Source organism: Streptomyces sp. NPDC048462 (assembly GCF_043200175.1).
Taxonomy (GTDB): domain Bacteria; phylum Actinomycetota; class Actinomycetes; order Streptomycetales; family Streptomycetaceae; genus Streptomyces.
The window spans coordinates 648,443-672,437 of record NZ_JBICXG010000001.1 but is presented as its reverse complement, the minus strand read 5'-3'; the positions used below and the strand labels follow the sequence as shown (position 1 = coordinate 672,437).

The window sequence follows — 23,995 nt, the reverse complement described above, 5'->3', positions numbered from 1 at the left end:
TCGGTGGGGGTGCGGTTCATGACTGGCGGCTCTCCCATGCCTGTTCGTACTCGGCGCGGATCCGGTCGCCGGCCTGCTTGCGCCAGTTCCGCATCGCGGTGTCCCACTCCTTGGGGGGACGCGGCCCTGCATGATGCCCTTGCGGGTGTCGTCCGGCCCGCCGGGAGGGCGGCGGCGCGGTTGCGCGCCGCCGGCCCTCCCGGTGCGGGTGCCGCCGTCCCGGGCGGCACGCCGTCAGGTGCGCGGCACGCGCAGGGTGACCAGCTGGAACGGCCGCAGCGCGAGTTCCACGCCACCGGCGTCCTCCACCGGCCGCCCGGCGTCCGTCAGCGGACGCTCCAGGAGGTCGGCCGGCACCGCCCTGGTGGTGGCGAAGCCGTCGACGCGCACGGTGCCGCGAGCCCGTCCACCGTGTGCTTCGTAAAGGCGTACGACCAGGTCACCGCTGCGGTCGTCGGCCAGTTTCACCGCGCTGACCACGATGGCGTCGTTGTCCACCGTCACCAGTGGCGCGACCTCGGCGGCGGTGCCGGTGACCCGGCGCTCCGGCAGGTTCGCCCGGTATCCCTCGCGCACCGCGTCACCGATCGCCGCGCCCGGCACCAGCGCGTGGTGGAACCGGTGGACGCCCTGGTCGGTCTCCGGGTCGGGGTAGCGCGGGGCGCGCAGCAGCGAGGCCCGCACGGTCGTGGTCGTACCGGCGTCGGGCCCGGTGCGCACGGCACGGGTCACGTCGTGGCCGTAGGTGGCGTTGTTCACGATCGCGACGCCCCAGCCCGGTTCGTCGACATGCACGAAACGGTGGTTGCACGCCTCGAACTTGGCCCACTCCCAGCTCGTGTTCTGGTGGGTGGGCCGGTACACGTGGCCGAACTGGGTCTCGGAGGCGTACCGGTCGGCCTTCACATCCAGCGGGAAGGCCAGCTTCAGGAAGCGTTCCGTCTCGTGCCAGTCCACCTCAGTGGCGATGTCGAGCCGCTTGGCGCGGGCCGGGACCGTCAGGAGCTGGATGACACGGGAGTCGCCGAAGGCGCGCTCGACGCGCACCGCCGCGCCGTCGACGCCCAGTTCGGTGACCTCGGTGAGGTCACTGCCGACGTTCCGGTAGAAGGCGTCGATGTCCCAGGCGTCCCACTGGTTGGGGAAGTCGGGATGCAGCTGGAGGAGGTTGGCCGCCTGCCCCGGCGCGATGGCCTCGCGGTCCGCGCCGTGGTCGTACGCGGAGACGACGAGGCCGCGTCCGTCGATCTCGATCCGCAGCATCCCGTTGTCCAGGACGTACCCACCGCCGTCGCGCGGTACGGGGACCACCGAGTCGCCGTGACCGGATGTGACCGACGCACCGCCTGCGGGAACCGAACCACGGCTGTGAGGAGCCGGGTTGAAGGCCAGATCGATGCCACCGGACGCGTCACCGGCGAGCGCGCGCTGCGCGGAGTCGATGATGCCCTCCAGCTCCGCGGCGATCCGCGCGTAGGTCTCGCGCGCCTCACGGTGCACCCAGGCGATCGACGAGCCGGGCAGGATGTCGTGGAACTGGTGCAGCAGCACCGTCTTCCAGATCCGGTCGAGCTCCTCGTACGGATAGGCGGCCCCGGTCCGCACCGCTGCCGTCGTCGCCCACAGCTCGGCCTCCGTCAGCAGGGATTCGCTGCGCCGGTTGCCGCGCTTCGTCTGCGCCTGACTGGTGAGAGTGGCGCGGTGCAGTTCGAGGTAGAGCTCTCCGACCCACACGGGCGGGTCCGGATACTCGGCTTCGGCCTTGGTGAAGAAGTCGGCCGGGGTCTCCCACTCCACGGTCGCCGAGCCTTCCAGGCTGCGCATACGGGCGGCCTTGGCGACCATCTCACGGGTGGTGCCGCCGCCCCCGTCACCGAAACCGGTCGGCGCGAGAGACCGGGAGGCGACCCCCTTCTCCTTGAAATTACGTGCCGCGTGCGCGATCTGGCGGCCGTCCATCTCGCAGTTGTACGAGTCGACGGGCGGGAAGTGCGTGAAGATCCGGCTGCCGTCGATTCCCTCCCACTGGAAGGTGTGGTGCGGGAACGAATTGGTCCTGCTCCACGAGATCTTCTGCGTCAGCAGCCACTTGGAACCGGCCGCCCTGATGATCTGCGGCAGTCCTGCCGCGAAGCCGAAGGTGTCCGGCAGCCACGCCTCGTCGTTCTCGATGCCGAACTCGTCGAGGAAGAACCGCTTGCCGTGCACGAACTGACGGGCCATCGCCTCCGAACCCGGCATGTTCGTGTCCGACTCGACCCACATGCCGCCGGTGGGCACGAACCGGCCGTCCGCGACCGCCTCCTTGACCTTCGCGTACACCTGCGGCCGGTGTTCCTTGATCCAGGCGAACTGCTGGGCCTGCGACATCGCGAACACGAAGTCGGGCTCGTCCTCCAGGAGAGCGGTCATGTTGGACGTCGTACGGGCGACCTTGCGCACCGTCTCGCGCAGCGGCCACAGCCAGGCGGAGTCGATGTGCGCGTGGCCGACGGCGCTGATGCGGTGCGCGGCGGGAACGGCAGGTGCGGCGAGCACGCCCGCCAGCTCGTCCCGCGCGGCCTGCGCCGTGCGGTTCACGTCCTGGAGGTCGACGGCGTCCAGCGCCCGGCCGACCGCCCGCAGGATCTCCCAGCGACGTGCACCCTCGACCGGCAGCTCCGCCATCAGCTCACCGAGGACCTCCAGGTCCATGACCAGGTTCCACACGGTCTCGTCGAACACGGCCAGGTTCATCTCGCCCAGCACGTACTGCGGCGCATCGCCGGCGGTGGCCCTGTCCCCCATCGGCGTCGGCCGGAACGGCACGCCGCTCCCGTCGAGGTCGGGGTTGGAGGCGGCCTCGATCCGCCAGTCGACCTGCTCCCCGCCCGCCACCGGTGATCCGACGCGGACGTACGAGTTGCGCGGGTGCAGCCCCTTGACCGGCGTCCCGTCCGGCAGGTGGACGAGGCCCTCGCACTGGAAGCCCGGCGTGCGCGGGGTGAAGCCGAGGTCGAGCACGGCCTCGACGGTGCGGCCCGCCCACTCGGCGGGGACCGTGCCGGTGACCCTGAACCAGCTGGTCCCCCATGGCGCGCCCCATGCCGTGCCCGGGGTGATGGGACGGTCCGGCGCCTCGATGCCCTCGGCCACGGGGACGGGCTCGCCCGCCGTGGACCAGATCTCGACGGTCAGGGGGGTGGTGACGGGGTGGACGGCCGGCCGGATGCGTTCCCTGAGGACGCGGTCCAGGCGTGCTTCGACCAGGTTCCGGTCGTCGTGCATGAAGGGGGTCTCCTGTTGCTGCGAGCGTGGTATCCGGCGGCCGTTGCCGGTCGGCCGCCGGTCGCGGTACGAGGCCGGTGTCGGTGTTCCTGTCGGCACCGGCGTCGGCGTCGGGATGGGACCGGCGCCGGTCAGGGGCTGGTGTCCGCCACTGGTGCGGGGCGCTCGCAGGTCGTGGTCACTGCCAGCGCCCGGCCCTGGTCGGCCGCGTCCATCAGGGTGAGCATGACGTCCAGGACGTGTGCGGCGAGGTCGGCGGACGCGCGGTGCGGGCGACCGTCGTGGAGCGCATCGGCCAGATCCGCCAGGCCCGCCCCGCGCCCCGTGTCCCGATAGCCGGCCGATACGGGCAGCGCCTCCCAGCCGTCACCGCGGTGGATCTCGACCGGGCCGTCGAAGTTGTTCGGGTCGGGCACGGACAGCGAGGCGCCGGTGCCGTGCACCTCGATGCGGGGCAGCCGCGCGGCGCGCACGTCGAAGCTCATCACCAGCGTGGACAGGGCCCCGCCGGCGTGCTCCAGGACCCCGGTGACGTGGGTGTCCACCTCGACCGGGAAGGTCTGCCCGGCCCGGGGCCCGCTGCCGATGGTCCGCTCGGTGCGGGGCCGGGAGGACGCGCCGGTCACCCTGGTCACGGGGCCGAGCAGGTGGACCAGGGCCGACAGGTAGTAGGGGCCCATGTCGAGCAGGGGGCCGCCGCCGGGCCGGTAGTAGAACTCGGGATCCGGGTGCCACTTCTCGTGACCCGCGCTCGTCATGAAGGCGGTGGCCGCGACCGGCCGGCCGATCAGGCCGTCGTCGACGGCCTTGCGCGCGGTCTGCGTCCCGGTTCCCAGGACGGTGTCGGGGGCGCAGCCGACCCGCAGTCCGGCCGCGCGCGCCGCGGCGAGCACGGCGTCGGCCTCCTCGCGGTCCGCGGCGAGGGGTTTCTCGCCGTACACGTGCTTGCCCGCGGCGAGCGCCGTCAGGGCGACGTCCGCGTGCGCGGCCGGGATCGTGAGGTTGAGGACGGCGTCCACGTCGTCGCGGGCGACCAGGTCTGCGACGGTCGGCGCGAGGGAGACCCCGTCACCGGCCTGCTCCACGACGGCCCGCGCGCGCTCGGCGTCGAGGTCGGTGACGGCGGTGAGCCGCACGGACGTCAGCCGCTCCAGCGTGGACAGATAGGCGCCGCTGATCTTCCCCGCGCCCACGATGCCGATGTTCAAGGGCTTCAGCGGCTCGCCCACAGCAGCCCCCTCTCGGTCAGCGTGCGGACCTGGGGCACGTCGAAGTCGTCGGGCTTGTGCCCGATGGTCGAGACGAAGACCCGGCCCGCCCCCCAGGTCCTGGTCCACACGGCGGGCATCACAGCGGGCCCGTCGTGCGGTTCGGCGGCCGGGAAGGTGGTGGTGGCCAGGACCTCGATGCGCGGGTCGGTGAGGACCCAGTACTGCTCGGTGTGCACGGAGAAGTCGTCGAGGCCCGCGATGACCGGGTGGTCCGCGTGTTCGGGCGCGAAGTTGTACGTGTGGTCGTGGAAGCCCGGCGGATGCATCACGAACTTTCCGCCGGTCAGCAGGTGGTAGCCGTGGTCGTGGAAGCAGTCGACGATGCCGCCGTGCCAGCCGGCGAGACCTGTGCCCGCCCGTACGGCCGCGGCGAGGTTCTCACGCTGTTCGGGCGTGATGGTGCCCATCGTCCAGCAGTGCACGATGAGATCGGTGGCGGCGAGCTTCTCCGCGTCCTCGTACACCGCGAGGTCCTCGGAGGTCTCGACGGCGAACCCCTGCTCCTTGAGGAAGGGGAGAAATCCGTCGCTGATCGTCACGGGCTGATGCCCGTTCCAACCGCCGCGGACGACGAGCGCCCGCCTGGTGTCGGTGGTCAAGGTGATTGCACGCTCCCATCGGCGCCGCACGTGCGGGGTGCGGCGGTAGGGGTCTGGGCCAGTTCGGCCAACAGACCGGGGCAGAGCGGGGGTTACCGCTGATCAGGCCGGTCGCCGGCTGGGTGCGATAAGAACGTACGAACGGTGAACATAGTTTGTCAATACGCTTTACGAAGTGCGTCGAAGACGCTTCCGGGAGCCGCGGGGCCACCGGCCTCCGGACCGCGCGACTACTGGCCGCCGGACCGCGGGGCCGCTGCTGTTCGTCGGCGACGCGCGGCAGCCCGGGGCCGGGCCCGCATCCCCGGGCACCGGGGCACACGCCCGGCCTCGGACTGTCGCGGTGTCAGTCGGTGATGCGGAACGTGGACGGCGAGTCGTTCCGCTGCGCCACCTGCCCCGGGCGGAGGTTCGTCACTGTGTTGCCCACGAATCGTCCGGTGCCGATGACACCGGCCCCGATCAGGATCCCCTGCTCCGCCGGGCGGTCGATGGTGTTGTTCCTCAGCGTCACGTCGACCCACGTCAGGTCGATGAAGAGGCCCGCACGAAAAGCTCCGCGCATCACGTTGCCACTCAGGGTGACATGGGTGTAGGCGTCGGGAAACAGTGAGGCGCTGTTCGGAGAACCGATCCGCACGCCGTTCCAGCCACCGCCGCCGATCAGGGTGTTACCGCTGATCTCGGCGGACTCCAAGGGGTGCCCCGTGTCCCCGAACACCCCGATATCCAGGGCACTGTTGGATGACACGCTGTTCACGAGGTTGTTGCGAACCTCTACTCCCCTGCCTCCTGCGACTCGCAGACCGTTGGCCCACCAGGGCGCGATCGCCGTGTTGTTCAGGATCTTCGCGCCTGTCACCTGACCGTTCGTCCCGCTCACGCCCGCGTCGGAGTACGTCGCGAAAGCAGGCCATGGGATGCGCGACAGGGCGGGGAAGCGGACCGCGAATGGCGGCGTTCCTGGCGCGGGGCGATCGCACGCCGACGGACGCCTGACTGGACTCGGCAACAGGACGCGACCGAGTTCCGCCACGTGGCCGGCATCTGAGAACTGGTCAGTTGCAGGTCAACTGACCTACCCATACGTGGAGTTGATGGAACGCGGCGTTGGGCGGCACCGTCCTGCGAACTCAGGAACCGGCACCATGCTTTGTCAATACGCTGTACTAACGCGGTCGCTTCCCACCCCTGGAGCGAGGCGTGGCGCGGCGGAGGTCGCTGCTGCGCTATCTCCAACGGCGCCGGCGGGTTCGAGCTGGGCGGCAGACGGACGGTGTGCGGACCAGGAGCCGTGCGTGCGGTTCGTGGTCAGAGGGGGGTCTGCGGCGGATGGGGCGTCGACATCACCCCTGAACCGGGCCGCCGGACTACGGGAACGCTCGGACGGCCCGGCTCCGGCCCGCGTGGCATTGCACGCCATGCCACGGCACGACATCGCGGACCGTGGCATGCCACGGTCCGCGTTTTACGGGAGGGAAGCCGACTCGTTACGCCTTGCGGGCCACGGCGCACCACATGGGCAGGGTGTCGTCCGGGGTGTCGGTCGGGCCCGGACGCCAGCGGGTCAGAGTGACGAGCCCCGGTTCCAGGATCTCCAGGCCCTCGCAGAAGCGCCGCACCTCCGCGTGCGTGCGCGGGGTGGCCGAAGCATGGCTGGCGGCGCGCTCGTTGTAGATCCGCATGGACTCGGCGACCTCGGGCGCGGTGACGTCGGCGGCCGGGTGCGACAGGACGAGGTGGCTGCCCGGGGCAAGGCGGTCCAGCAGCCGGCGGGTGATGTCCCAGGGGTCCTCGGTGTCCTTGATGTACTGGAGGATCGCCACGAGCATGAGACCGACCGGCTGGTCGAGGTCCAGGTTCCGGGCCGCCGCTTCGAGGATCGTGTCCACGTCGCGCACATCGGCCTGTACGTAGTCGGTCTGCCCCTGAGGGCCGCTGACCAGGAGTGCCCGCGCGTGGGTGAGCACGATCGGGTCGTTGTCGACGTAGACGACACGCGATTCTGGGGCGGCCTGCTGCGCGACCTCGTGGGTGTTGGCGGCGGCGGGAATCCCCGTGCCGATGTCGAGGAACTGACGGACCCCGACACTCGTGAGGTGACGTACGGCGCGGCCGAGGAAGGCGCGGTTGGCCCGGACCGACGGCACGATCGTCGGGTTGGCCTCGGCGGCGAGCTCCGCGGCCTCCTGGTCCACCAGGTAGTGGTCCTTGCCGCCCAGCCAGACGTTGTACACGCGGGCGGGATGCGCGCTCGTGGGATGCGGTGCGGAAAGCGTGTTCTCGTTCATCGTGTCGTCTCCTCGTGCGGCCGCCACAGCCAGCTCGAACTCAAGTACGGGACACCGTACCTCCGTGATCCACCGCTGGTTACCCAGCAGCCCGTGCGACTTGGTTCCGGACCGGGCCGGCCCGCGCCGGACCGGGAGTTCGGCAGGCCGGTGATCCACTACGGGAGCGGTCCTCACTCGTACCGGCACTTCAGCGAGTCCGCCCGCGGGATCTGCCGGGCCTCGCGGAACACCACATGTCCCTATCGCGACGCACATGGTCTTCCGCCCCACCGACTTCGCCGGTCCCCGCCATCCCACCTCGGCGAGGCCCGCGGAGGTGGGATCATCAACGGTCCGAGGAGTAAGGGCATTTGAGCGACGGGAAGGCAGGGGCAGCGATGCGTGTCGGGCACCGTCCAGGCTTGATCGTGTCGGTGGTGCTGACCACTGCCGTGACCGCGACGGTCTCGATGGCGGAGAACGCCGCGACCGGCCAGGACCGTTGGCCGGGACCGTTTGAGCAGGTGCGCCAACACGCATGGCCGGTTCTCGGTGCGGGGCTGGTCGTGTCTCTCGCGATCGTCCTGTGGTCGCTGCTCAGGCCGGACACCCCGGCCGGCTCCGTGCAGGACCCGCCGCCGCCGACACCGCCTCAGGTACCCGCCTGGGTCATCGACAGGACCCAGGCGGATCAAGTGGTGGCCGCGCTGCGGCGGGAGCGGCGTTCTGCCACCGTGGGCATCACCGCCGCGACCGCGTTGCACGGTGCGGGCGGGTTCGGGAAGACGACCGTCGCGGAGCTGGTCTGGGCGGACCGGCGGATACAACGCCGTTTCAAAGGCAGGATCTACCGGATCGTGCTGGGGCGTGACGTACGCAGCCGCGCCGAGGTGGCCGCGAAGGTCTGCGAGACCGCGCGGTTCGTCACGGGTGACGCCACCGTCTTCGAAGATCCTGACCTGGCCGGCGCCCACCTGGCCCGGCTGCTCAGGGTGCGCCCGCCTATGCTCCTCATCGTCGACGACGTCTGGTGGCCGGAGCAGATCCGGCCGTTCATGGCCGAGGAGAGTCAGTGCGTGCGGCTGGTGACCACACGTCTTCCGTCTCTGCTGCCCCCGGGAGCGGAACGCGTGCTCGTCGACGAGATGTCACCGCGCCAGGCGGAGATCCTTCTGACACGGGACATCGAGCCCTCCTGGCCGCCCGACGTCGTTCATGGACTGCTCGACGCGACTGGCCGCTGGCCCTTGCTCCTGCGCCTCGTGAACCGGCTGGCCGTACGCCGCATCGCCACGGGTGCCGACTCCGCCGTGGTGGCGACCGAGATCGTGGAACAACTGCGCCGCGGTGGGCCCGGCGCAGTGGACGACCCCGCACTGCCGGTGGAACTGGACGATCCACGACAGCGCAGCAAGGCCGTACGGGCCACGATCGAGGCTGCCGCGCTCCTGCTTCCGCCGGGCGGATACGAGCGCTTCACGGAGTTGGGGGTCTTCGCGGAGGACGAGTACGTGCCTCTCGCCCTGGTCGCGGGTCTCTGGCGGTCCACCGCGAACCTCAGCGAGTCGGAGTCCCGCGACCTGTGCACCGAACTGGCCGGGATTTCGCTGCTGCACCTCGACTCCGACGGTGGCGGTCGCCTCAGGCTGCACGATGTGATCCGCGAGTTTCTGCGTGCCCGTCTCGACGCGGGGACCCTGCGGCGGCTGAACGCGACCCTGGTTCGCACGGCGGCGCAGTCGTTGCCGGCCGCCGAGCCACGCGTTGGCGACGGCAGGGGCCCCTCGCACGAGTGGTGGCGGCTGCCCGACAGCTACCTCGCTGACCACCTGACCGCCCACCTGTCGGAGGCGGGGGACGTGGCGCAGGCTCTGGCCGTCGCCACCGATCTGCGCTGGATCGAGTGGCGCCTGGGCCGCGAGGGCGTCGCGGGGGTCGTGTCCGACTTCGATCACATCGACGATCCCGCGGCCCGCCGTCACAGCGAGTACCTCACGGCGACAGCGCACCTCCTGGGCCGCACCGACCCCGAGCACGCCCGCGCCTCGGTCCTGCGGGCCAGGCTGGGCGAGTACGCCCCCTGGCGAGCACAGGCGGCGGCGTGGCTCTCCCCCCATCCCACGCTGCGGCCCCGCTGGCCGCTTCCCGACGTCGATCGTCCCAGCACCGACCTCAGGGCCGTGCAGAGCCCCGCCGCCTTCCGGGACCGCATGGTCCGCCGCCTGGCGGTCTCCGCGGATGCCACCCTCGTCGCCGCCGTCCACGGCCCTGATCATGTCTGTATGTGGGACCCGGCAGACGGCCAAGTGGTCGGCATCCACACCACCGGAGGGTCGGAGTCCGTGCGCGCGCTCGCGTTCTCCGGCCACCGCTTGCTGATCGCGACGGTCGAGGGTATCGACCGGGTACGCGTGCGGGATACACAAACCGGCCGCCTGGTACAGCTGTTGATGGGCGCGGAAGGTGGTCTGGTGCGCGACATCGCCTTCTCGCCCGACCTGTCCCACCTCGCCGTGGTCCACGGTCGCGGCACGGTCCACGTCTGGGAACTCGCCTCCGGCCGGGTCGTTCACTCCCTGTCGCCCGGTCCGGGTACCGGAGTGGACAAGGTGGCTCTCTCCGCCGGCGGCACCACCCTCGCCACTGCCGACAGTGCCGGCACCGTGCGCCTGCGGCACCTGGGAGGCGACCACGCGGAACGGCTTCTGACCGACGGGGGCGGTCGCGGCATTCAGGCGCTCGCCTGCCCCGGCCGCGAGGGCCGGGTCGCGACCTCCGCGTTCGACGGGTCGCTGGGTCTGTGGGACGCGGCCACCGGCGAGGCGCTGGGGACGGCCGGCGTGTCGTCACGGGTCCAGGCGGCGGCCTTCACCCCCGACGCCACCACTCTCTTCTACGTGGACAGCCGCCGCGGCTTCGGTCTGCTGAGCGTGGGCACGTCTCCCGCCCGTACCGACGACGGCGTCGACGACGGTGACGACGGTGACGACGGTGACGAAGAGAGCGAGGACGACGAGGAGACCGGCGTCGACTTCATCGCCGTCTCAGAGGATGGCACCGAGCTGATCACCCGGCAACGCTTCCGGGACCACCTGCACCGCAGTACCGACACCGGCCGCGTCCAAAGACGGTCGTGGACGTCGACCATCGGCCTCATCGACGTGAGCTCACCGGACGGGGTCGCTGACGCCGGCCTGGACGGAGCGGGAAACGTCCGGCTGGAGCCGGTCGACTACGCGCGCCTGCCATGGGCAGGCCTGCACAACCCATTGCGGACCTGTAAACCGGAATGGTTGCTGGCTCTCTCTCGCGGCGGAAGCACCCTCGCCGTGGTCGACGAACTCGACATGGTGCAGATCTGGGACCTCCGCGGCCGTACGACGCCGCGCTCCCTCAACGCCCGCAACGTAACCAGCGGAGTGTTCTCGCACGACGGCAAACAGCTGGCAACCGCCGGCCGCCACGGCACGGTACGGGTGTGGGACCTCCGCACCGGACTCGTCATCCGCTACCTTCAGACCGATCCGGACCGGGGAGAGGTCAACGGAGTCGATTTCTCCGCCGAGGGTGGCTGGATCGCAACCGTACAGAGCCAGGGAACCGTGCGGGTCTGGAACATCCACGGTGAACTCGTCACGGAGATGCGCACCAACGGCTTTCTCGCGACCTGCCGGTGGTTCAACGAGGACCGGGCGCTCGCCGTCGGCGGTTCCCGTGGGGTCTATGGTTTCGACTTCGACCCGGCGACCGGCCGGAACGGCGGTTGAGGGGGCTCGCAGCCAAGACGCTGCGGCCGGCACCAGGAGAATCTGATCCGGACGGAACCACCCGGCACCGTCCCGGGCGGGGCCGATGGTCACCGCTGCGGTGCGTGCGGTCTACCGTCGTCCTCAGGTGACGGCCGGGGGATCTCCGGTCCGCCTCAACTCCGCGCAGAGGCTGTGCACTCGCACCAGCCCGAGAAAGGAAGAGAACTTGCCTACCAAGACGCTGCTGATCCCCACCGCCGACGGCCTCGCCGACGCCCTCGCCGCCTTTCCCGACAGTGCCGAGCGGCACCCGGGTGTGCTGCTGTACCCGGACGCCTTCGGCGTGCGGCCGGTACTGGAGGAGATGGCCCGTGAACTGGCCGGGCACGGCTACTACGTGCTCGTCCCCAACATCTTCTACCGGCACGGCCCGGCGCCGGTGATCGAACTGCCCGAGCACATCGGTGCCGAGGCCCGGCCTGCGATCTTCGCCCGGGTGATGCCCTTGATCGAGGCGCACACGAGCGAGCGCGCCCTGCGCGACGCCGACGCCTACCTGGAGTTCCTCACCGGTCAGTCCGAGGTCGGCGCCGGACCGGTGGCCGCGATCGGCTACTGCATGGGCGGCACCCTCGCCATGCGCACGGCAGCCGCCCACCCCGACCGGGTGGCCGCGGTCGCCGGATTCCACCCCGGCGCCCTGGTCACGGACGCGCCCGACAGCCCGCACCACCGCTTCGCCGAAGTAACCGCCCAGGTCCACCTCGGCCTCGCCGAAGGCGACATGACGCCCGAGACCTTCAGCGAGCTCAACCAGGCACTGGATGCCGCGGGTGTCAGCCACACCAGCGAGATCTACCCCGGCACTACGCACGGCTTCACCATGTCCGACACCGACGCCTTCAGCGCCTCCGGGCTGCGCCGCCACTGGGACCGGCTGCTGCCCCTGCTCAACGGCGCCCTCGCCCGCGGCTGAGGCGCCGGCCCGTCCGGGCCCCGATAGCGGGCACCGTGAGCGGCAGTGCGCACGGGACACCCACGTGTCGTGCGGCGAAAGCGCGCGTCAACCGGTTCAGGGCGGATCGCCGGTCCGGCCGTGCACCACACCCGGCGCCCCGTGGCACGCTGACCCGGTGAAGAAGCTCTCCCCCATCACTCCGGACGCCCCTGCCGGCATTCGCGTCCCGCTGCTCACGCAGCAGTGGCTCGACCTCTGCTTCGTCCACTGGGCCGTCGAGCCGGACACGGTGGCGGGGCTGCTTCCGGCCGGGACGGTACCCGACACGCACCGGGGGGTCACCTACGTCGGCCTCGTCGCGTTCCGGATGCATCGCGTCGGGTGGCTCGGGCTGCCGGGCGTGCCGTATCTCGGTTCGTTCCCCGAGACCAACGTGCGGCTGTACTCGGTCGACGCGGACGGGCGGCGCGGAGTCGTCTTCCTGTCGATGGACGCCGCCCGGCTGATCCCGGCGGCCATGGGGCGGATCGGCTTCCGGCTGCCGTACCGGTGGTCCCGGATGGACCTGCGCGTCACCGGCGACACCGTCACCTACACCAGCTCGCGCCGGCTGCCCGGCCCTCGCGGGGCGCACAGCCGACTCACGGTGCGGGTCGGGGAGCGGATCGCGGAGCCCACGGAGCTGGAGCACTTCCTCACAGCACGCTGGGGCATGCACAACGCGTTCTTCGGCGGCGTCACCCACCTGCCCAACCATCACCCCCGGTGGCCGCTGCACCGCGCCGAGCTGACCGTCTGCCAGGAGAACCTGATCGAAGCGGCCGGCCTGCCCGCGCCGCGCGACGCCCCGGTCAGCGTCCTGTACTCCCCCGGCGTGCCGGTCCGCCTCGGCCGCCCGGCCCGGCCGGCGGGAATCCCGACACCGTGAGCCGGCCGGCCACGTCACCGCACCCCAGGAGAGCCCACCCCCATGCCCGACAGCAACGACCTGCTGGTCATCGGTGAATGCGTCGCCGACATCGTCCGACTGCCGGGTGCGGCGGAACAGGTGCACCCAGGAGGCAGCCCGGCCAACGTCGCCTACGGCCTGGCCAGGCTCGGACACGGCGTCACCCTGCTCACCCAGCTCGGCCGGGACGCCCACGGGCGGCAGATCCGCGCCCATCTGGCCGGGGCGGGGGTAGAGGTCCGCACGGACGGAGCCACGGCACCGACCCCGTCCGCCGCCGTCAGCCTGGACGCCGCGGGGCGGGCCGCCTACACCTTCGAGATCACCTGGACGCTCGGCGCGGTCGCCCTGGAGCGGCCGCCCCGGCACGTCCACACCGGGTCGATCGCGGCCGTGATGGAGCCGGGCGCGACCGGTGTCGTCGCCGCCGTCGGCTCGCTGCGCACCGCCGCGACCGTCAGCTACGACCCCAACGTGCGACCGGAGCTGATGGGGGACCACGAGGCCGCCGTACGCAGGGTCGAGAGCTGTGTCGCGCTCAGCGATGTGGTCAAGGCCAGCGACGAGGACCTGGAATGGCTGTACCCGGGCCAGGCCCCGGAGCGGGTCGCCGAGCGGTGGCTCGCCACCGGGCCGGCCCTCGTGCTCGTGACCCGGGGCGGCGACGGGGCCCTGGCGGTGCTGCCCGACGGCCGGGTGCCGGTCGGCGCACCGCCCGTCGACGTGGCGGACACGGTGGGGGCCGGGGACGCGTTCATGTCGGGCACCCTGCACGCGCTCGCCGCGCACGGGCTGCTCGGTGCGGACGGGCGGGAGCGGCTCCGTTCGGTGAACCGGGGCACGGTCACCGACGTCCTGCGCCATGCGGCGGCCTCGGCGGCCGTGACCGTCGCGAGGGCCGGGGCGAACCCGCCCGACGCGGCGGAACTCGCCGCGGCGCTCGGCGGGACCGGCCGCTGACGCGGGGCCGGCGCGGCCGGAGGTGGGTGCCGCGCCGGTTCTGCCTGCCGCTACCCCCAGCACCACTTGGGTTCCCGGCGGGCGGCGGCGATGAGCGGCCAGGTGGGCTTGGGGCGGGGCTGGAGCCGGTTGCGCACGGAGGACCGTCCCGGGGCGGGCGTGCTGCCGGCGGTGAGGGTGCGGATGTGGTCGGTGAAGCCGGGTGCGGGCAGGGGCAGTTCGAAGTCGTCTATGTGCCCGACGGCCGCCGGTACGTAGTCGAGCACGGCCCCGACCATGGCGGGCACCGGGGCCGGTTCGGTCTTGAGCGCGCCGAGGATGCGCAGCGCCGTGGGCAGCAGGCTGGCGTCGGTGGTCGTCACGGCGTTGAGCGCGTCGGTGACGATGCCGGGCACGTCGTCGGCGGTGACGTCCGGCGCGGCGTCGGTGGAATCGTCGGTGGAGGGGGGTGCGCTCTGGATCTGCTCGGTCTGTTCGTACCACCAGCGGGCTTCGCCGTGCTCACCGAGCGCGAGGTGGTGGAGGTAGAGGCAGTAGGAGGCCGCGGGGTCGCCGGCACCGGCCGCGTACTGCCACCAGAAGCGGGCGTTCTCCTCGGACTCCGCGAGCTGGAGGATGCAGCCCAGGACCCGCGCGCCCGGGGGTTCGGGGAGCTGGGGGGTGAGGAAGGCGTCCAGGGTACTGAGGGCGGTGTTGCGGGTGACGACGGTTTCGCAGAGGGTCTGCAGGTTCTGGGCCGCTTCGTGCTCGCCCGGCGCCTCCGGTGCGGGAACGGCTGGTGGCGGCGGGGCGGGGGACGGTCCGGCGGTGTGGAGGCGGGCGAGCAGACGGGTCTCGGCTGCGTTGATGTCGTCCTGGGTGTAGGGCGTGGTGACGAGGCGTGCGCGGGAGAGGAACTCCGTGATGTGGCGTGTCATCGTCGCCCTTCCATGGCGCGGTCCGGTCCCAGGATGTCCCGCAGCCGGCGCGTGGCGTGCCGGACCGTGGAGCGGACGGTGGCGCTGGTGATGCCGAGTACGTCGGCCACTTCGGGTGCGTTCAGCCCGTGGAGGTAGGTCATCACCATGACGTCGAGCTGACGCTCGGTGAGCTGCCGCATGGCCCTCATGAGGGCGAGGGACTCGGTGATCTGTCCGTACGGGTCGACGGCGTCGCGCAGGGCGAAGGTGTTGAAGGCCTCGTCGTCGAGCAGCGGGGGCCTGCGCCTGCGCGCGCGGCTGTGATCGTTGACCTTGTTGCGCATGACGGTCCACGCGTAGCCGGCCGGGTTCTCGACGAGCAGGACCTTGTCCCAGGAGCGCAGAAGCTGCTCGAAGGCGCTGTCGATGGCTTCCTCGGCATCGTGGCGGTTGTGGAGGAACGTCTCGGCGTAGTGGACGTAGCGCGGACGGTTCATCTGGTGGAAGGCGGTGAAGGAGAGGTCGGGCAACTGCTGCGTCATCGGATCTGTGCCCGGACGGGTGCGGCTTCGGTACTCGGTCACCGGCCTTCCTTCCCGTCGCGGGGACGGCGGTTCAACTCGCTCACCCCGGCCTGGACTCCCGCGGCCGCCAGGTGGCGCAGCAGGGTGCGGGCGTCCTTGCCGAAGACGCGGATCGTGACCGCCAGGATCATCAGGTCACCTACGAGGTGGATCGTCACAGGCGCGAGCCTCTGTTCGTGCGAAGAGCCGGGCGCTTCATCGAGCCCGGGAAGTGCGCGGGTCGTGCGCCCTTCACTCTCAACAACACCTGGCAACGAACAAGTGTGCAGGGTCAATTCGGAGAAAGTGACGGGCCGGCGCAACCGGTTGTACGACATCCCGCGAGTTCCCCGGAACCACCTTGAGTGTCCCCGGGCCGGTGGCCGACGTCGGCCTCGACAGCCGGCGTCGACCGGCAACTCGTAGCGCCCCTGACCCAGCGGCCCGAACCGCTCCACACAGCAGCTTCGATGATGTCCGGGCTTCTGCCTTCAGTCTTCGGGGAGCCTGGACCGCGCGGGCTTCAGTCCGTCCAGGGTGAGGTCGAGGAGGCGTTCGGCCTGCTCCCGCTGCTCGGGCTTGGCCGAGGTGAGGGCGATACCGGCGAGGGCGGCGAACATGTCGGTCGGGCTGATGTCGGAGCGGATCGTTCCGGCGGCGGTATTGGCGTCCATGAGGGAGGAGAGGGCGGCCTGAATCAGCTCGTGGCTGTCGGCGTAGGGATTGGTTCCCGAGCTGACGACGGCGCGCAGGGCATCGGCCATGCCGAGTTTGGCGGTGGCGTAGTCGATGAAGCCGCGAGTCCAGGCTCGCAGGGCCTCAGGCGGCGACATCGCCGCAAGGAGGCCGGGGACGGCGTCGCACAGCCGGGCCACTTCGTTGCGGTAGGCCGCCTCGATCAGAGCTTCCCTGGTCGGGAAGTTGCGGTAGAGGGTGCCGGTTCCCACGCCCGCTTCTCTGGCGATGCGCTCGAAGTGCGCATCCAGTCCCTCCTCGGTGAACACGCGCACCGCGGCGGCCAGGATCCTGTCCCGGTTCCGCTGTGCGTCAGCCCTCAGCGGGCGTCCTGCATCTCGGGCCATTCGATGACTCTCCCCTGTCTCCATTTGCTAAGTGGAGGCGCAGCCACTTAGTGTGGGTCGAAGTGGCGGAGCCTCCACTTTCACTGTAGAGCATGACCACCCCCACTCCTCTACCGAAAGGACTGTCCATCATGTCGGGAATTGACGGCAAAGTCGTAGCAATCACGGGCGCCAGCAGCGGCATCGGCGAGGCGACCGCGCTCCTGCTCGCCGAGCGCGGCGCGAAGATCGTCCTCGGGGCACGCCGTCCGGAGCGCCTTGAGGCCCTGGCCGCCCGCATCGAAGAGGCCGGCGGTGAAGCCGTCTGGGCCCGCACGGATGTGACGCGACGGGGCGACCTTTCCGGCCTCGTCGAGCTGGCACGCGACCGGTACGGCAAGCTCGACGTCCTCGTCAGCAATGCGGGGGTCGGCCTGATCTCCCGTCTGGACGAACTGCGCGTCGAGGACTGGGAGGAGATGATCGACGTCAACCTCAAAGGGGTCCTGTACGGGATCGCCGCCGCCCTTCCCGTCTTCCGGGAGCAGGGCTTCGGGCACTTCGTCAACACCGTGTCCACCTCCGGACTGCGCATCGTGCCGCTCCAGTCGGTGTACGCCGGCACGAAGAACGCCGTGCGCACCATCTCCGAGGGCCTGCGCCAGGAGGCCGGCGACAGCCTGCGCGTGACCGTCGTCTCGCCCGGCGCCGTCCGCACGGACTTCGCGGAGCGCATGGATCCGGCTGCGAAAACCCAGATCGACAAGATGATGGAGACCGCTCTTTCGCCGGACGCGGTGGCCCGCGCCATCGCCTTCGCCGTCGAACAGCCGGACGGTGTCGATGTAGGCGACATCGTCGTTCGCCCCACCGCCCAGGGATAAGCCCGCGCCGCCGAGTCGCGGCCGTGCTCACGGTGCCGGCCGCCGTCGTCGCGTTCGGATCGTGCGCGCTGTGGCGGTCCACGACTCGTCGTGCGTCGTCCACTCCGGGGCCTACTTCCCCATGAACGCACCGAAGGCCGAGGCCGACGCCACTGTGCAGCGGGATTACGACAAGGCTGACCTGGGAGCGCAGTCTGCCGATGAGCAGGTGACCGAGCTACGCCCATCGCTCGGTGCGTCCCGGAACAGGTTCGGGCCTCAGGCATGGGCCGGGGTCCCGGCCCCGGGCGCGAAGGAGAAGCCGAGCAGTTCCTCGACCGGGGTGTAGACCTCGGGCATGTGCATCGTCGACGAGAGGAGCAGGTTCTCGGCCGGGGCGTACAGCACACTGAGCCGGCTGCCGACCGCGACGTCGGCGGAGGCAAGCGGCGCGCCGTCCGCGTCGAACGTCGTGACGAGGTCCGGGAACGCGGCCCTGCGCTCGCCGCCGAGTTCCAGCGTCATGTACTCGTTGACGAAGTGCAGGGTGGTGCCGGCGGCGTCGTCCAGCACGGCGACGCCGACGTCCAGGCCCTCGCGCTGCTCGCAGCGGTACTCGCGGACCGTGCCGGTGGCGACGAGCTCGCCGCCCAGGTGGAGCGCCGCGCCGGCCGGGCCTTCGGCCAGGAAGCGGTGGCCGAGCCCGATGGCGAAGCCGATCGCGCCGGGCGCGCCGTGCGCCGTGGCGTAACCGACCTCGATCGCGTTCCGGGCGACGCCCACCCAGCCGCCGGCCTCCACCGACGCGCGCCGCACCACGGACGAGGTGGCCTCCAGGCCGCCGGCGACGGCGCCCTCGACGTACGTGTGCGGCCTGCCGCCCGCGTAGCCCTGCACGGAGCGGTATCCGTCCTCCTGGTGCAGGCCCATCGCGCCCATCACGCTGGAGGGGTGGGCGCGCCCGTTGCAGGCCAGGTCGATGACGGGCAGGCCGGTCATCGCGGAGTGGAACCAGCCGTTGATGGTGGTCTCGGCGCCGTTCTCGTTCGTGTGGATCGCGGCAAGCGGGCGCGGCAGGTCGCGGCGCAGCAGCTCCAGGGCGCGCAGCAGATGCGTGGGCAGCACCAGCGGGTCGGCCGCGGCGGGCGCACCCACCAGGGCGACGGTGGCGGTGAGGTCCTCGGGCGCGAACTCGTCGGCGGTCCACAGCTCCGGCGCACCCACCTGGAGGGCGAGTTCGGCGGTGCGCAGCCCGCGTCCGACGAATCCGCCGCCGCCCCCGCCGAGCACGGCGCCGCCGTACACGGCCGCGCGGATGTCTTCCTGGGTCAGCTGTCGCTTCACGTTGCTTCTCTTCCTTCTCTGAGGTGGGGGGCTGATCGAGCGGGCGGCCCGGCCGCCGCCTGTGTGGGGGCTGCTACTTGCGCAGGGCGTCGAACGCGCCGTGGCCGAAGGAGTAGAGGGCGTCTCCCGCGATGGCGCCGCCGGCGAAGACCTCCAGGTCCTCCTTCACGCGCGGGCCGAGCACCCGTGGCGCCAGCAGCCGGCAGACCAGACCGGCCGCGACCATCCAGCCCGCCATGGGCGTGGTGATCAGCAGGCCGGTGGCCAGCAGGATGCCGAGCTGCCGTCGCGGTCCGCCCAGGAACTGCACCAGGGCGCCGGGAATCGCCCAGAGGGCGAGATCGCGGGCGGTCGCCATGGAAGGACCGGCCTTGATCGCGGCGACGTAGGCCGCGTCGATGGGTGGCACCTTCCCGTTGTCGAAGAACATCCGGTACGAGACGAGGACCACGACCACCGCCACGCCGAAGCCGATCATGGCGGCGATCAGCTGCTGGCGACGGCCCTCCAGGTCGAAGGCGGGGCCGTCGCCGTCGCGCAGCAGGTATCCGGTCTTGAGGTCGTAGCCCATGTCGGCGAAGGCCGGTCCGGTGGCGGCGGTGAAGCCGGCCAGGACCACGAGGGCCTCCGGCGGGAATCCGATGAGGATGCCGAGCAGGACGGTGATCAGGGCGACGGCGAAGGCCGGGAACCAGCCCGCGTGCATGGCCGCGATGCCGACCAGCAGCTCGTGGACGAAGGCGGCCGCCGTCGCGTACACGATGAACCCGGTCAGCATGCCGGGGCTCATGTGGGTGGCGATGCCGGTGCCGAGGGTCAGCAGCAGGGCGATGACGAGATAGGCGCCGCCGCCGATGCCCAGTGAACGGCCGAGGCGGCGTCCGGAGTCCGGGCCGGTGGCGGTCGTCGTGGCCGCCTTCCCGGTGCGGCCGTCGAGGACGACACGGCCCACCTGAAACAGGGCGACCACACCGGCGCCGATCATCATGCCGTGCGGCAGGTAGACCGAGTTGAGGTCGACGCCGGTCAGGCTGTCCGCGTACGAGCTGGTCAACAGGCCCACGCCGAACGCGGTCATCGCGCCGAGTCCGCCGATCAGGGCGACGCCGAAGGCCGACATGGGCAGCGAGAGGGCGGATCCGAGCGCCCCGGCCAGCAGACCGGCTCCGAGCACCTTGGCGCGGCGGCCGCCCCCGTCGCCCGCCTTGATGGCCTCGGCCGCGGCGATGCCGGGCGGCCAGGGGTTGTCCGCGGGGAAGGCGGGGGTGTCGAAGAGGCGGTACAGCAGCCAGGCGTCCACCAGCATCGCGGCGGCCACCCCGATCAGCATGGGCAGCACCATGTCGGGCAGCCCGAACAGGAACGGGATGCCGATCGGCAGGAACAGGCTGTTCGCGGCGCCGAACGTCGCCGAGGAGATGCTGGTCTGGGCGAGGTTCTGGGCGTGTACCGAGCGGTAGCCGCGGAAGACGGCCAGCGGGATGCGGGCCAGCGTCATCGCGGCGAGCGCCCCGACGAGTGAGGTGCTGGGCGTGATGCCCAGCGTGGCGAGCAGCTGCATGCCGACGACGGCGCCGAAGAGGCTGAGCACCACGGTGAGGATCAGATTGCCCGGTGCCAGGGCGCGCGGATGGCGTCGCGGGGAGGCCGCGAGCTGTTCGACGCTGGTCGTCGTCCCGGGCGACGTGGCGCTGTCCGCGTCGTGGCTCATGGGTGCTCCTGACGGGCCGGTGCGGAGGCGATGGGCACCGGCCACTGAAGGTTCTAAAATATGGAACCGAGTCCTATTATCTGGACTACCCATGGATCATCGGATCGGAGGGGCCCCGCCGTCAAGAAGTCTCAGAATGTGGGCGGGCCGGCCCCGGTCCCGGGCCGCATACCATCGGACGCGACACGGCCGGGGAGGCCGGAGAGGGAGGAAGACGGTGAGCACACTCGCCAACGCCCGGGACGTCCTGCGTCTCATGGCCCGCCTGCGGCGCGATGTCACCGTCACCGACGTGGCCGGCGAACTCGGGCTTCCCAAGAGCTCGGTGTCGCGGACGCTGAGCATGATGGCCGAGTACGGCTTCCTGGAGCGCGACCCGCTCACCCGCGCCTACCGCCCCGGCGAACTGATCATGGAGGCGTCGTACCACTTCCGCGCCTCGCGCGGCACGGTCTCCCTGCTGGAGGAGGAGGCCGCCCGGCTGGTGGCCGACACCGGGTACACCGGCTACGTCGACGTCCTGGACGGCAGCGAGTCGCTCGTACTGCACATGCGCGTCAGCGCCATCGGTTCCCTCCATGCCTACACCCCGGCGGGCACCCGGGCGCCCGCGTACGCCAGTTCGATGGGCCGGGCCCTGCTGGCCCGCCTGGAGGACGCCCAGGTCACGCGGCTCGTCGACGACCGCCTCGAACACAGCGTGGGGCAGGCGCCGAAGACCCGGGCGGAGCTGCTCGCGCAGTTGGCCCGGGTCCGGGCCGACGGGTGGGAGTTCTCACGGGGCGAGTACGTCCCGGGCGTGGCCGGGATCTCGGGCGCCGTCCTGGACCGTGACACGGGCCAGATCTTCGGGATCGGCATCGCGCTTCCCGCCCAGGAGCTGCGCGACGGCATGCCGGAGCGATTCGGCCGGGCGGTGCGGGACGCGGCCCTGCGCGTCGGCAAGCGGATCGGTGATCCGTACTGGCTGGGGTTCGCCGCGACCGACGGCTGACGGTCGCGCCCGGCACCCGTCGGCGCATCTTCACACCTCGGACGACCGAGTGGATGATGGAGTGACGGCATGACGACCCCGCAGCCCCGTCTCCTCAAGGCACTGGAACAGTTCCACGCCGCCCACCCGTGGGACCACAACGCCCACTACCACCGGTGGATCATGCGGCAGGTCCCGAAGCGCTTCGGCGCGGCCCTCGACATCGGATCGGGCAGCGGGGACCTGGCCCGGCTGCTGGGAACGCGCGCCGAGTCCGTGCGGGGTCTGGACGCCGACGCCACGATCGTCGCCCGGGCACGTGAACTCACCGCGCCCGCCGCGCCCGTGGCGTTCACCGTCGGAGACGCGCTCACTGACATACCGTCCGGTTCCTACGACGTGATCACGTGCGTCGCCGCCATCCACCATCTGCCCTTCACCGAGGCGCTCGAGGAGTTCCGGCGGCATCTGGCACCGGGCGGGACCCTGGTCGTCGTGGGGCTCGCCGAAGCCCGGTCGACCGGCGACCGGCTGCTCGGCGTGGCAGCCGTCGCGCTGAACGTCGTCATGGCCTGGATCAAGAACCGGGGGCGCAGGACGGCACGGCCGGCATCGATGACCGCTCCCACCCGCCCCGCGACGATGAGCTTCGCCGACATCGTCCGTGACGCCGGGCGGTTGCTGCCCGGTGCGCGGCTGCGCCGCAGAGTCTTCTGGCGGTACACCTTGGTCTGGCACCGGAACTGACGGACGCCGCAGGCGAGAGGTCAAGTCCCCCTGTCGACAGTGCTCGTGGTCAATACATCTGGCGCCCCGGCGGATGCGGCGCCGGTTCCCCGGGGGGCGCGGCGTCGCCGGTCACGCGTGTGCCCGGGTGCCACAGCGAACAGGTGAAGGCGAGCACGAGTGCGCCGGCCATGGAGTAGAACACCCACTGGTTCGCCTCGGCGAAGTCCAGCCTGATGGCCCGCATCGACTCCCGGGTGAGTTCGGCGGCCCTGCCGTCTCCCGTGGGCTGTCGCGCGTCCGCGTTCCCGGTGACGGCCTCGGCGATGTGCCGGGCGGCGGTGTGGGCGGGGCCGGACGGCACACCCTCGCCCCGCAGCGTCTCGCCGACCCGGCTGACCGTGACATGCGTCAGAACGGTGCCGAACACCGCGAGGCCGATGCTGGCGGCGAAGTTGCGGACGGTCTGCGTGATACCGGTGACCTCGCCGTAGGAGGCGCCGATCGACCGGTTGACGGCGTCGGTCGAGGCGGGCGCGAGCAGGAAGCCGATGCCCGCGCCCGCGAGTGCCGCGTACGGCCACTGGTCGTGCATCGAGAGCGTCGTCAGCTTGGCGGCCCAGAGCGCGAAGCCGACCGCGCCGAGCGCGGCACCGGTCTTCAGCGCCGGGCGCGCGCCGCGCTTGTCCAGGATGCGGCCGCCCCACTGGGAGGCGAGGGCGAACCCCACGAAGAAGTAGAGGAGGTAGAGCGCCGCCTGGTTGGGTGAGGCGCTCAGGGAGACCTGGGCGTACACCGAGGCGAAGAAGAGGACCGGCACGAAGGCCGTCATGGCGAAGAACAGCACGAGCATGTCGACGGTGAAGGCCCGGTCCCGGAAGACCTGGAGCCTGACGAGCGGGTGGCGGCGGCGCAGTTCGAAGCGGCAGAAGCAGACCAGGACCACGAGCCCCACCACGATGCAGGTCCAGGTCGACCAGGCGTCCCAGCCCCAGGAAGCGGACTGCTGGAGCCCCAGAACGGTCAGCCCCATGCCGACCGCCATCAGCACGGTGCCCGGCACGTCCAGCGGTTCCCGGTTCGAGCTCTCGGGGATGTGCGCGAGCAGCGCCAGGACGATCGCGACGACGGCGACGGGCACGTTGATCCAGAAGATGGCACGCCAGGTCCATTCGGTGAGCCAGCCGCCGAGCAGCGGGCCGATGGCCGTGAGCCCGCCCGAGACGCCGAAGAACAGCGCCAGCGCGCGCCCGCGCCGTTCCACCGGGAACACCGCGATGACCACGGCGAGCGCGGCCGGGAACATCAGGGCCGCGCCGAAGCCCTGGATCGCCCGGAATCCGATCAGCCACGCCTGGGCGTAGTCCCCCGTCGGCACGGCGCCGCAGAGGGCCGAGGCGATGACGAAGACGAGGGTGCCGATGAGCATGACGCGGCGGTGGCCGTAGATGTCGGACAGCCGGCCGCCGAGCGCGAAGAACGCCGCGAGCGTGAGCAGGTAGGCGTTGACGACCCACTGCATCTGCGAGGAGGTGAGTCCCAGCTCGTGGATGATGTCCGGTGCGGCGATCGCCACGATGGTCTGGTCGATGAACGTCATCGACACGGCGAACATCATCGCGGCCAGGGCCAGCGTCTGGTTCGGCGGCCCGCTCGCTCCGGCCCCCGCGGGCCGGTCCGGACCCTGCGCCTGCGGCGCCGAGTTGCTCATGGCCCCATGTTCTCCGCGCCCGTCCGCGCGCGCACGCCGGGCGGACCAGCGGGAGGAGGCGGGGGTGTGCGAAGCGGCCGGGACGGCTTCCGGCAGGGGCCTTGTCAGTATCCAGAAT

19 protein-coding genes are annotated in these 23,995 nt (G+C 71.3%); 7 read left to right on the top strand and 12 right to left on the bottom strand.

The features are described from left to right. Positions 1–234 precede the first annotated feature (234 nt). The 5 genes from ACGFU6_RS02840 to ACGFU6_RS02820 all read right to left on the bottom strand — a co-directional run bounded on the left by ACGFU6_RS02840 (position 235) and on the right by ACGFU6_RS02820 (position 7,428). Positions 235–3,267, bottom strand: a complete 3,033-nt coding sequence (locus ACGFU6_RS02840; protein WP_393607706.1) for an alpha-mannosidase — start codon at positions 3,265–3,267, stop codon at positions 235–237. A gap of 131 nt (positions 3,268–3,398) precedes the next feature. Next, positions 3,399–4,496 (bottom strand): Gfo/Idh/MocA family protein, encoded by a 1,098-nt coding sequence (locus ACGFU6_RS02835; protein ID WP_393607705.1) that lies wholly within the window; start codon positions 4,494–4,496, stop codon positions 3,399–3,401. After that, entirely contained in the window at positions 4,481–5,137 is a 657-nt protein-coding gene (locus tag ACGFU6_RS02830) for a ThuA domain-containing protein (RefSeq protein WP_393607704.1), read from the bottom strand. The genes ACGFU6_RS02835 and ACGFU6_RS02830 overlap by 16 nt, the downstream gene beginning before the upstream one ends. 346 nt (positions 5,138–5,483) lie before the next feature. Then, positions 5,484–6,020 carry a right-handed parallel beta-helix repeat-containing protein gene (locus tag ACGFU6_RS02825; protein WP_393607703.1) on the bottom strand — a complete coding sequence of 179 codons (537 nt, stop codon included), beginning with the start codon at positions 6,018–6,020 and terminating at the stop codon, positions 5,484–5,486. Between the two features lie 607 nt (positions 6,021–6,627). Continuing rightward, the gene (locus ACGFU6_RS02820) at positions 6,628–7,428 is read right to left on the bottom strand and encodes an SAM-dependent methyltransferase (protein WP_393607702.1); all 801 of its coding nucleotides are present in this window, start codon (positions 7,426–7,428) and stop codon (positions 6,628–6,630) included. A gap of 419 nt (positions 7,429–7,847) precedes the next feature. Here ACGFU6_RS02820 and ACGFU6_RS02815 point away from each other — a divergent pair, with 419 nt between their 5' ends. The 4 genes from ACGFU6_RS02815 to ACGFU6_RS02800 all read left to right on the top strand — a co-directional run bounded on the left by ACGFU6_RS02815 (position 7,848) and on the right by ACGFU6_RS02800 (position 14,026). Further along, positions 7,848–11,177 (top strand): NB-ARC domain-containing protein, encoded by a 3,330-nt coding sequence (locus ACGFU6_RS02815; RefSeq protein ID WP_393607701.1) that lies wholly within the window; start codon positions 7,848–7,850, stop codon positions 11,175–11,177. A 208-nt stretch (positions 11,178–11,385) separates the two neighbouring features. Further along, entirely contained in the window at positions 11,386–12,135 is a 750-nt protein-coding gene (locus ACGFU6_RS02810; protein WP_393607700.1) for a dienelactone hydrolase family protein, read from the top strand. 157 nt (positions 12,136–12,292) lie between these two features. Further along, entirely contained in the window at positions 12,293–13,045 is a 753-nt protein-coding gene (locus ACGFU6_RS02805) for a YqjF family protein (RefSeq protein WP_393607699.1), read from the top strand. A 42-nt stretch (positions 13,046–13,087) separates the two neighbouring features. Further along, positions 13,088–14,026 carry a carbohydrate kinase gene (locus ACGFU6_RS02800; RefSeq protein ID WP_393607698.1) on the top strand — a complete coding sequence of 313 codons (939 nt, stop codon included), beginning with the start codon at positions 13,088–13,090 and terminating at the stop codon, positions 14,024–14,026. A gap of 50 nt (positions 14,027–14,076) precedes the next feature. Here ACGFU6_RS02800 and ACGFU6_RS02795 read toward each other — a convergent pair whose 3' ends face one another. The 4 genes from ACGFU6_RS02795 to ACGFU6_RS02780 form a co-directional block, all read right to left on the bottom strand. After that, positions 14,077–14,943, bottom strand: coding sequence for a hypothetical protein (locus ACGFU6_RS02795; protein ID WP_393607697.1), 867 nt, complete (start codon positions 14,941–14,943; stop codon positions 14,077–14,079). Then, entirely contained in the window at positions 14,940–15,509 is a 570-nt protein-coding gene (locus tag ACGFU6_RS02790; protein ID WP_393607696.1) for a sigma-70 family RNA polymerase sigma factor, read from the bottom strand. The genes ACGFU6_RS02795 and ACGFU6_RS02790 overlap by 4 nt, the downstream gene beginning before the upstream one ends. After that, the gene (locus ACGFU6_RS02785) at positions 15,506–15,667 is read right to left on the bottom strand and encodes a hypothetical protein (protein WP_185092598.1); all 162 of its coding nucleotides are present in this window, start codon (positions 15,665–15,667) and stop codon (positions 15,506–15,508) included. Before ACGFU6_RS02785 ends, ACGFU6_RS02790 begins: the two co-directional genes overlap by 4 nt. 312 nt (positions 15,668–15,979) lie before the next feature. Continuing rightward, positions 15,980–16,570, bottom strand: coding sequence for a TetR/AcrR family transcriptional regulator (locus tag ACGFU6_RS02780; RefSeq protein WP_393607695.1), 591 nt, complete (start codon positions 16,568–16,570; stop codon positions 15,980–15,982). A 131-nt stretch (positions 16,571–16,701) separates the two neighbouring features. On the opposite strand from ACGFU6_RS02780, the gene ACGFU6_RS02775 reads away from it, so the two are divergent. Beyond that, a complete protein-coding gene (locus ACGFU6_RS02775) occupies positions 16,702–17,433 on the top strand; it encodes an SDR family oxidoreductase (protein ID WP_393607694.1) in 732 nt (243 codons plus the stop codon). A gap of 258 nt (positions 17,434–17,691) precedes the next feature. Here the strand turns inward: ACGFU6_RS02775 and ACGFU6_RS02770 are convergent, their stop codons facing one another. Then, on the bottom strand, positions 17,692–18,756 hold the full coding sequence (locus tag ACGFU6_RS02770) for a DUF917 family protein (protein WP_393607693.1): 1,065 nt from the start codon (positions 18,754–18,756) through the stop codon (positions 17,692–17,694). Between the two features lie 73 nt (positions 18,757–18,829). After that, entirely contained in the window at positions 18,830–20,467 is a 1,638-nt protein-coding gene (locus tag ACGFU6_RS02765) for an OPT/YSL family transporter (RefSeq protein ID WP_393607692.1), read from the bottom strand. A gap of 217 nt (positions 20,468–20,684) precedes the next feature. Here ACGFU6_RS02765 and ACGFU6_RS02760 point away from each other — a divergent pair, with 217 nt between their 5' ends. Continuing rightward, positions 20,685–21,461, top strand: a complete 777-nt coding sequence (locus tag ACGFU6_RS02760) for an IclR family transcriptional regulator (protein WP_393607691.1) — start codon at positions 20,685–20,687, stop codon at positions 21,459–21,461. A gap of 69 nt (positions 21,462–21,530) precedes the next feature. Next, positions 21,531–22,187 carry a class I SAM-dependent methyltransferase gene (locus ACGFU6_RS02755; RefSeq protein WP_393607690.1) on the top strand — a complete coding sequence of 219 codons (657 nt, stop codon included), beginning with the start codon at positions 21,531–21,533 and terminating at the stop codon, positions 22,185–22,187. Positions 22,188–22,236: 49 nt separating this feature from the next. Here ACGFU6_RS02755 and ACGFU6_RS02750 read toward each other — a convergent pair whose 3' ends face one another. Beyond that, on the bottom strand, positions 22,237–23,877 hold the full coding sequence (locus ACGFU6_RS02750) for an MFS transporter (RefSeq protein ID WP_393607689.1): 1,641 nt from the start codon (positions 23,875–23,877) through the stop codon (positions 22,237–22,239). Between the last annotated feature and the right edge of the window lie 118 nt (positions 23,878–23,995).